The organism is Herbaspirillum sp. UBA812, assembly GCF_002296545.1.
GTDB lineage: Bacteria > Pseudomonadota > Gammaproteobacteria > Burkholderiales > Burkholderiaceae_D > Herbaspirillum > Herbaspirillum huttiense.
On record NZ_DBIC01000352.1, the window covers coordinates 1 to 9,238 of the forward strand.

The 9,238-nt window shown below is 60.7% G+C and carries 5 protein-coding genes and 1 pseudogene; all 6 read left to right on the forward strand.

Features of this window, described 5'->3' with window-relative positions; all coding sequences use genetic code 11:
* Positions 1-1,643: pseudogene (locus B3873_RS23590) on the forward strand (DNA-directed RNA polymerase subunit beta'); the annotation flags it as partial.
* A gap of 398 nt (positions 1,644-2,041) precedes the next feature.
* Positions 2,042-4,306, forward strand: a complete 2,265-nt coding sequence (locus tag B3873_RS23595; protein ID WP_286869362.1) for a TonB-dependent hemoglobin/transferrin/lactoferrin family receptor — start codon at positions 2,042-2,044, stop codon at positions 4,304-4,306.
* A gap of 43 nt (positions 4,307-4,349) precedes the next feature.
* The gene (locus B3873_RS23600; RefSeq protein ID WP_286869364.1) at positions 4,350-5,507 is read left to right on the forward strand and encodes a hemin-degrading factor; all 1,158 of its coding nucleotides are present in this window, start codon (positions 4,350-4,352) and stop codon (positions 5,505-5,507) included.
* Between the two features lie 353 nt (positions 5,508-5,860).
* Complete coding sequence (gene rpsL, locus B3873_RS23605; protein ID WP_006465490.1) at positions 5,861-6,244, forward strand: 30S ribosomal protein S12; 384 nt, start codon at positions 5,861-5,863, stop codon at positions 6,242-6,244.
* A gap of 158 nt (positions 6,245-6,402) precedes the next feature.
* A complete protein-coding gene (gene rpsG, locus B3873_RS23610) occupies positions 6,403-6,873 on the forward strand; it encodes a 30S ribosomal protein S7 (protein ID WP_006465489.1) in 471 nt (156 codons plus the stop codon).
* Positions 6,874-6,999: 126 nt separating this feature from the next.
* Positions 7,000-9,105, forward strand: coding sequence for an elongation factor G (gene fusA, locus B3873_RS23615; protein WP_039790348.1), 2,106 nt, complete (start codon positions 7,000-7,002; stop codon positions 9,103-9,105).
* Positions 9,106-9,238 lie beyond the last annotated feature (133 nt).

The window sequence follows — 9,238 nt, forward strand, 5'->3', positions numbered from 1 at the left end:
AAGACAAGGTCGAAGAGATCGAACGCATGGGTATCGACGAAGTGAAGATTCGTACTCCGCTGACCTGCGACACCCGCTATGGCCTGTGCGCCAAGTGCTATGGCCGCGACCTGGGCCGTGGCCTGCTGGTGAACTCCGGCGAAGCGGTTGGTGTGGTGGCTGCGCAGTCCATCGGTGAGCCGGGTACCCAGCTGACCATGCGTACCTTCCACATCGGTGGTGCGGCATCGCGTGCAGCGGTGGCCTCCTCGGTGGAAGCCAAGTCCAACGGCACCGTGCGCTTCACCGCCACGATGCGTTACGTGACCAATGGCAAGGGCGAACAGATCGTCATTTCCCGTTCCGGCGAAGTGCTGATCACCGACGACCTGGGCCGTGAGCGCGAGCGTCACAAAGTGCCGTACGGCGCCACCCTGATCGTCAAGGATGGCCTGACCATCAAGGCCGGTACCGCACTGGCGACCTGGGATCCGCTGACCCGTCCGATCATCACCGAGTACTCCGGTACCGTGAAGTTCGAAAACGTGGAAGAGGGTTCGACCGTCGCCAAGCAGATCGACGAAGTCACCGGTCTGTCGACCCTGGTGGTTATCGATGCGAAGCGCCGTGGTCCTTCCTCGAAGGTCATGCGTCCGCAGGTGAAACTGCTGAACGAACAAGGCGAAGAAGTGAAGATCGCTGGCACCGAACACTCGGTGACCATCGGCTTCCAGGTCGGCGCGCTGATCACCGTCAAGGACGGCCAGCAAGTGCATGTGGGTGAAGTGCTGGCCCGTATCCCGACCGAATCGCAGAAGACCCGTGACATTACCGGTGGTCTGCCGCGCGTGGCCGAGCTGTTCGAAGCCCGTTCGCCGAAGGATGCCGGCATGCTGGCCGAAGTCACTGGTACCGTTGCCTTCGGCAAGGAAACCAAGGGCAAGCAGCGTCTGGAAATCACCGACATGGAAGGTACCAAGCACGAGTTCCTGATCACCAAGGACAAGCAAGTGCTGGTGCACGACGGCCAGGTGGTGAACAAGGGCGAAATGATCGTCGACGGTCCGGCCGATCCGCAGGACATCCTGCGTCTGCTGGGTATCGAAGCGCTGGCCCGCTACATCGTGGACGAAGTGCAGGACGTGTACCGTCTGCAGGGCGTGAAGATCAACGACAAGCACATCGAAGTGATCGTGCGCCAGATGCTGCGCCGCGTGCAAGTGGTGGAGCCGGGCGACACCAACTACATCACTGGTGAGCAGGTCGAGCGCTCCGAACTGCTGGACGAGAACGACCGCGTGACCGCCGAAGGCAAGATCCCGGCGACCTACGAAAACGTGCTGCTGGGTATTACCAAGGCATCGCTGTCGACCGACTCCTTCATCTCGGCCGCATCGTTCCAGGAAACCACCCGCGTGCTGACCGAAGCGGCGATCATGGGCAAGAAGGACGGCCTGCGCGGCCTGAAGGAAAACGTCATCGTCGGCCGCCTGATCCCGGCCGGTACTGGCCTGGCCTTCCACCGCGCCCGCAAGGAAAAGGATGCATGGGAAGCCGAAGAGCGCGCAGCACTGCTCGAAGCCGAACGTGCCTCCCGTTCCGACTTCGCCGACGAGGAAGTCTCCTCGACCGAATCCATCGGTGGCGGCGAAGGCGAAGCGTAAGCATCGCTGGCAAGGCATCACGGGGCGGCCAGCAGGACCGGCCGCCCCGGCAAGACAACAAGCTGCAAGAGAGAACGGCACCGGAAGCAATTCCGGTGCCGTTTTCTCGTTCATGGGCGGTGTTTGCCGGGGCATCACGGCCTTCATATCCCGATTTATCCCTACTGGCGGTAGGCCTTGCTGCTTGCGGCATTGCCAAGGATGAGTGAATCTTTTATCATCTCCAAATAATAATGATTCTCATCTGATTCCCGTCGCATGGAATCAATCTTCATATCGACGACGACCTGCGCCCGCAGGCCGTTTTTATCCAAGAGGTAGCCAGCCAGCGCTAGTAACCGAACCAGACCAAGGGGTGGTTACCAGTGTTTCCAAGCAAATCGAAGTGTGCAGCAGCCGTGTTCCTGGCGCTGCAGCAGTGGCTGTGTGCGAGTGCCTTTGCGCAATCGGCCGATGCCAATACCCAAGCCAATCCCGCTCGCGCGTCGGCGAGTGAATCCATCACATTGGCGCAAGCCAGCGGCAAGAAGCTGCAGGACGTGGTGGTCACGGCCAATCGTTCCGGCAGCAGTGACCTCGATCACGCGGCCGCCACCGTCTCCGTCATCACCTCCGAGGAGATCGAGGAGCACAACGCCAAGGACATCAAGGATGCCTTGCGCTACGAGCCGGGGGTGGAGGTGCGGCGCTCGGTGTATCGCATGTCCGGCATCACGGGCGCGACGGCCACCACCGGGCGTGGCGGCAATGAGGGCATCACCATCCGTGGCCTCGATGGCAATCGCGTGCTGATGCTGGAGGATGGCATCGTCATGCCGCGCGCTTTCAGCCAAGGCGTGGCCAGCGTCGGGCGGGGTGCGACTACGGACACCGAACTGTATCGCCGCATCGAAGTGCTGCGCGGGCCTGCGTCTTCGCTCTACGGCAGCGATGGGCTCACCGGCGCGGTCAACTTCATCACCAAGGATCCGTCCGACTTGCTGGACGTTTATGGCAAGTCCAGCTATTTCTCCTTCAAGCCTTCCTACGACTCGGTCGACAAGAGCTTTGGGGCAACCGCCAGCGCGGCCTGGGGCAGCGAGCAGTGGCAGGGCATGCTGATCCTCAATGCGCGCCACGGCAACGAGAGCGACAACAAGGGGGCCAATGACGTGCGCGGCAGCGCTCGCACCATGCCCGACCCGATGAGCTATACCAATCGCTCGGCTCTGGGCAAACTGGTCTTCAAGCCCAATGGCATCGACACCTTCAAGCTCACCCTGCAGGCCACCGAAGAGCGCGAGAGCGGGGACAGCCTTTCTGCGATCGGCAACGGCGTGACCGCCTACAGCACCAGCAGCAAGTCCACCGGACAGCGCGCCACGCTGGCCTATGAACGCAACGATGCGGATCAGCCGTGGATACAGAAATTCAAGGCCAGCCTCACCTGGCGCAATGCCGACACCGAGCAGTTCACCAATGAGGCCGGCACCAGTACGGCGAGCATCGTGCGGCCGCGTTTCCGTGCCGTTTCGTACAGCGACCAGATGATCAGCGGCAGCCTGCTGGCCGAGAGCAACTTCGGCTCCGACCGCTGGCGGCACAAGCTGGTCTATGGGCTGGACCTGAGTCTGTCCACCTTGCAGACCAGCGCCGACGGCACCGGCTGGACCAGTTGCACCGGCACGCAGTATTGCCAGTACTTCCCCAAGACCGAGAGCACCCAGCTCGGGGCCTATGTGCAAGATGAGATGCGCACGGGCGCGCTGACCACCATCGCCGGCCTGCGCCTGGACAGCTATGAACTCAAGCCCAAGGCCAGCGCAAAATACGACGCCCAGGCCATCGCCAACGGACAGCCGGCAGTGAGCAGCCGCGACAGCGCCTTCTCGCCGCGCCTGGCGTTCCTCTATGAAGTCACGCCGGCTTTCATCCCCTACATCCAATATGCGCGCGGCTTCCGTTCACCCTCGCCGCAGGAGATCAATTCCTTCTTCAACAATACCGTCTATCGCCAGATCTCCAATCCTGACCTCAAGCCCGAGACCAGCAACACGGTCGAAGTCGGCCTGCGCGGCAAGCTGGCGGCCGGGCCGGGAGCGCTGCGCTACAGCGCGGCCGCGTACAAGGGCAATTACCGCAACTTCATCGACCTGGTGACCGTGCGCGGCAACCTGACGGTGGCCAACCCGACCATCTTCCAGTACCGCAATGCGGCCAAGGCCGAGATCCACGGGCTGGAAGGGCGTATCGATTACGCGCTCGACAATGGCTTCACCGTCAAGGCCGGGTTCGCCTGGACCAAGGGCACCACGACTGCCAATGGCGTCGAGCAAGGACTGGAATCCGTGGCCCCGCTGTCGGTGGTGGCCGGCCTGCGCTATGACCGTGCCCAGCAGTGGTTCGTGCAGAGCGACCTGGTCTACAACGCGGCCAAGAAGAAGGAAGACATTCCGACGGCCACCAACTTCGTCTCGCCTTCCTTCTTCGTGATGGATCTCTCGGGTGGCTATCACCTCACCCGCAACATGACCGTCACCGCCGGCATCCGCAACCTGTTCGACCGCAAATACTGGAGCTGGACCGACATCCGCGGCCTGTCGCTGGCCGACAGCGCGGTCAACAAGGATGCCTATACCGAGCCGGGGCGCAGCTTCAACGTCAGCCTGAAGATCGCCTACTGAGTCGCCGGACCTGTCCATCTCTCATTCATCCTGAAGGAATTCCATGAGCAAGCACATCATCGCCCGCCCCGCGTTGCGCCGTACCACCCTGGCCGTGTTGCTGGCCACGACCTTGGCCGCTGCCGGCTGCGCGACTCAGCCATCCTTGTCCGAACGCTGGGCTGAGTTGCAGCGTTCGCAGCCAAAACTTCATACCCGAGATGCTGCACGTGAACTCGGTGTCAAAGAATCGGCCTTGCTGGCCACCCAGGTCGGCCGCAATGCCATGCGCCTCAAGGGGGACCCGGCCGATATCGAGGCCCTGTTCGAGCGTCTGCCGGAGCTGGGCCGCATCAAGGCCATCACGCGCAATGAAGATGCCGTGCTGGAGCGCAGCGGCGAAGTCACGCCCGTCAAACGGGATGAGCAGGGCAGGGTGATTCCCGGTACCGGCTTCGCGGGCGGCCCCATTGATCTGCGTTTTGCCACGGCCAAATGGGGCAGCGCCTTTGCGGTGGTGCAAGCGGGCCGGGATGGCAAGACCAGCCGCAGCCTGCAGTTCTTCGACCGCCAGGGCGATGCCGTGCACAAGGTCTATCTCGACAACGAACAGCACGTGGCTCAATTCGATCGCCTGGTGGCGGACTTCAGGCTGCCCAATCAACAGGCCGCCTTGAACATCGAACCTGCTCCGGTGACGGCGACCCTGCAGCAGACCACGCCACCCAGCGCCGAGGCGATTCGCGAACTGCGCCAGTCCTGGCATGAGTTGACCGACGTGCACCAATTCCCGCGCCTGCTGCGCGAGCTGAAGCTGACCCGCGAACAGGCACTGCAGCTCATTGGTCCCGACTCCGCCTGGCGCATCGCGCCGCAGGCGGCCCAGGCGCTGCTGGAAAACGCCAGGGAACGCCAGCAGCCCATCATGGTGTTCGTCAGCAATGGCGGCATGACACAAATCTACAGCGGCCTGATCGGCAAGACTGCCGTGGCAGGGGACTGGTACAACGTCCTCGATCCGGATTTCAACCTGCATCTGCGCGCCAAGGCGGTGGATCACGGCTGGGTGGTGCGCCGTCCGACCGATCACGGCATGATCACCTCGGTGGAGTTCTATGATGCCCAGGGCAAGCAGATCGTCAACTTCTTCTCCCGCCGCGACCGCGGCCAGCCCGAGACGATGCAGTGGCGCAACATGGTCGAGGCGCTGCCACGCGGCTGATCTTGCCACGCGGGCAATGGAAGAGCCGCACACAACTCTTGCATAACGGAAAACATTGCCATTTCGCCACCCGTAAACCGTGGCGAAATGGCCATAAACCGCGCCAAATCGGCACCGGAGCCCGCTTCGGGTTGACCCGCTGGACATTCCGGCGTACACTCGCGAGTTCTCGAATTTAGGCTCTCCCGGGCTTATGCGTTCTTTGGTCTGAAACATCGCTTCTGCGACGCTACCTTCCCTTCCGGTCTTAAATCCGAATTGCGCATTGTCTTGCGCACAAGAGTTTCCTGTGTGGTTCCGGGCAACCGATTCCGGAACCTGTTTTCAATGTTGTACTTTGTTGGATTAAAACGATGCCAACCATCAATCAACTGATTAGCAAACCACGTGTCCGCGCGATCGTGAAGAGCAAGTCGCCGGCGCTGGAAAACAGCCCGCAAAAGCGCGGTGTCTGCACCCGCGTGTACACCACCACCCCGAAGAAGCCGAACTCGGCGCTGCGTAAGGTGGCCAAGGTGCGTCTGACCAACGGTTTCGAAGTCATTTCGTACATCGGCGGTGAAGGCCACAACCTGCAAGAACACAGCGTCGTGCTGATCCGCGGCGGCCGTGTGAAGGACTTGCCGGGTGTGCGTTACCACATGGTTCGCGGTGCACTGGATACCCAGGGCGTCAAGGATCGTAAGCAAGCTCGCTCGAAGTACGGTGCCAAGCGCGCCAAGGCAGCGAAGAAGTAATAATTGGTGTTTATCATGACGCTTTTGCGCGTCGTGTGAACAGACTCAGAGTCGGTCCAGGTTGGGCCGAGTAAGTGGAAGCCATGATGGCTCTCCGCGAGTGCAGGCGAAGTTGAAGCAGGGTTCGCCCACTCAACTGAAGATTGAAAGGAATCGAAATGCCACGTCGTCGTGAAGTCCCCAAGCGGGAAATTCTGCCGGATCCGAAGTTCGGCAACGTTGAAGTCGCCAAGTTTGTGAACGTGCTGATGCTGTCGGGCAAGAAGTCCGTCGCTGAAAACATCATCTACGGTGCCTTCGACTACATCCAGACCAAGTCGGGCAAGGACCCGCTGGAAGTGTTCTCTGCAGCCCTGAACAACTGCAAGCCGATGGTGGAAGTGAAGTCCCGCCGCGTCGGTGGCGCCAACTACCAGGTGCCCGTTGAAGTGCGTCCGGTGCGCCGTATGGCCCTGTCGATGCGCTGGCTGCGTGAAGCCGCCAACAAGCGCAGCGAAAAGTCGATGCCGCAGCGCCTGGGTGGTGAACTGATGGAAGCCGCCGAAGGCCGTGGTGGCGCCATGAAGCGTCGTGATGAAGTGCACCGTATGGCAGAAGCGAACAAGGCGTTCTCGCACTTCCGCTTCTAATCAAGACTGGGCTGGGACGTACCCTATCCGGGTGTTTCCTGGCCTGCATCTAAATTGGTTCGAGCCGAGCGTTTATTTGAAAAAAATGACGCTCGGTTTCGTGCATTAAAGACTTAGGAATAAATCATGGCTCGCAAGACCCCCATTGAGCGCTACCGCAACATCGGTATCTCCGCGCACATCGATGCTGGCAAGACCACCACGACCGAGCGCGTGCTGTTCTACACCGGTGTGAACCACAAGATCGGTGAAGTGCACGACGGCGCCGCCACCATGGACTGGATGGAACAGGAACAAGAGCGCGGCATCACCATCACGTCCGCTGCGACCACCTGTTACTGGAAGGGCATGGCGAACAACTTCCCGGCCCACCACATCAACATCATCGATACCCCGGGTCACGTTGACTTCACCATTGAAGTGGAACGTTCGATGCGCGTGCTCGACGGCGCCTGCATGGTCTACTGTGCAGTGGGCGGCGTGCAGCCTCAGTCGGAAACCGTGTGGCGTCAGGCCAACAAGTACAAGGTCCCGCGTCTGGCCTTCGTCAACAAGATGGACCGTACCGGTGCCAACTTCTTCAAGGTCTACGAGCAGATGCGCGCTCGCCTGAAGGCCAACCCGATCCCGATGCAAGTGCCTATCGGCGCCGAAGAAAACTTCGAAGGCGTGATCGACCTGGTCAAGATGCGCGCGATCTACTGGGACGACGCTTCCCAGGGCATGAAGTTTGACTACCGCGACATTCCGGAAGGCCTGAAGGCTGAAGCCCAGAAGTGGCGCGAAAACCTGGTCGAAACCGCTGCTGAAGCATCGGAAGACCTGATGAACAAGTACCTGGAAGAAGGCGACCTGACCGAAGCCGAAATCAAGGGCGCGATCCGTCAACGCACCATCTCCGGCGAAATCGTCCCGATGATGTGCGGCACCGCCTTCAAGAACAAGGGCGTGCAAGCCATGCTGGACGGCGTGGTTGAATACCTGCCTTCGCCGGTGGACATCCCCCCGGTTCCGGGCCTGAACGAAGACGACGAGCCGGTCGTGCGCGAAGCCAAGGACGACGAGAAGTTCTCCGCCCTGGCCTTCAAGATCGCCACCGACCCGTTCGTTGGCCAGCTGTGCTTCATCCGTTGCTACTCCGGTACCCTGAACTCGGGCGACACCGTGCTGAACTCGGTGAAGTCGAAGAAGGAACGTATCGGCCGTATCGTTCAGATGCACGCCAACCAGCGTGAAGAAATCAAGGAAATGATGGCCGGTGACATCGCCGCCGTCGTGGGCCTGAAGGACACCACCACCGGTGACACCCTGTGCGACGACAAGGCAATGGTTGTGCTGGAGCGCATGGTCTTCCCCGAGCCGGTGATCTCGCAGGCTGTGGAACCCAAGACCAAGGCCGACCAGGAAAAGATGGGCCTGGCCCTGAACCGCCTGGCAGCTGAAGATCCGTCGTTCCGCGTGCGTACCGACGAAGAATCGGGCCAGACCATCATCGCCGGTATGGGCGAGCTGCACCTGGACATCATCGTTGACCGCATGAAGCGCGAATTCAACGTGGAAGCCACCGTCGGCAAGCCGCAAGTGGCTTACCGCGAAACCATCCGCAAGACCTGCGAAGAGTCCGAAGGCAAGTTCGTCAAGCAGTCGGGTGGCCGTGGTCAGTACGGTCACGTCGTCCTGAAGATCGAGCCGCAAGAAGCCGGCAAGGGCTTCGAGTTCGTCGACGCGATCAAGGGCGGTACCGTTCCTCGCGAATTCATCCCGGCCGTTGAAAAGGGCGTGCGTGAAACCCTGAACACCGGCGTGCTGGCTGGTTACCCTGTCGTTGACGTCAAGGTCACCCTGTTCTTCGGTTCGTACCACGATGTGGACTCGAACGAAAACGCCTTCCGCATGGCCGGTTCGATGGCCTTCAAGGATGGTTGCCGCCGCGCCAGCCCCGTCATCCTGGAACCGATGATGGCTGTCGAAGTGGAAACCCCGGAAGATTACGCCGGTACCGTGATGGGCGATCTGTCCTCCCGCCGTGGCATGGTCCAGGGCATGGATGAAATCGCCGGCGGTGGTGGCAAGATCATCAAGGCTGAAGTGCCCCTGTCGGAAATGTTTGGTTACTCGACCACGCTGCGTTCGGCTACTCAAGGCCGTGCAACCTACTCGATGGAATTCAAGCACTACTCCGAAGCGCCCAAGAACGTGATCGACGCAATCGTCACTTCCAAGGCCAAGTAAGTTGCAGGAATGGCGATCTCTTCCGAGTGGAGGGGATCGCTGGCTGGATCACCAGCCTTACATTGAATATTGAACATCGAACATATCGTTCTTTTGAAGGAAATTTAAAATGGCAAAAGGCAAGTTTGAACGG